General features: G+C 48.5%; 1 protein-coding gene. It reads left to right on the plus strand.

Annotated elements, in window-relative coordinates; all coding sequences use genetic code 11:
• On the plus strand, positions 1–643 hold a 643-nt coding region (locus ACS8FC_RS18450), incomplete at both ends, for a GspE/PulE family protein (RefSeq protein ID WP_439297860.1).

The raw sequence follows: 643 nt of genomic DNA on the forward strand, positions 1-643 counted from the left end.
TGCAGACAATGACTATACTGAGCTTAAACGCTTGATCCATCGTCCGCATGGGATTATTTTGGTCACAGGGCCGACGGGCTCAGGTAAGACCACCACGTTATATTCGGCACTGACTGATTTGAATGACCAAACGCGCAATATTTTGACCGCCGAAGATCCAATTGAGTTCCAGCTCGACGGTATCGGACAGACACAGGTTAATAATAAGGTAGATATGACCTTTGCCAAAAGTCTGCGCGCGATGTTGCGTCAAGATCCAGATGTGGTGATGGTGGGTGAGATTCGCGATTTAGAGACGGCAGAGATCGCTGTACAGGCGTCTTTGACAGGGCACTTGGTCTTATCAACGCTACATACCAACACCGCAATTGGCGCAGTCACTCGTTTGCAAGATATGGGTGTTGAGCCGTTCTTATTATCGTCGTCACTGATCGGCGTGGTGGCACAGCGCTTAGTGCGTACTTTATGCTCACATTGTCATGGCTGGCAGGCAGCGGACACCGAACAAGCCAAGCTTTTTACCGAAATTGGTATTGAGCCAGTTTTAGAAGGTAATGCGATTCGTCTACCCAAGCCAGTTGGCTGCGATAAATGCAATCAGTCAGGATTCAAAGGACGTACGGCGATATATGAAGTTGTACCA

Source organism: Psychrobacter sp. 1Y4, from assembly GCF_051847555.1.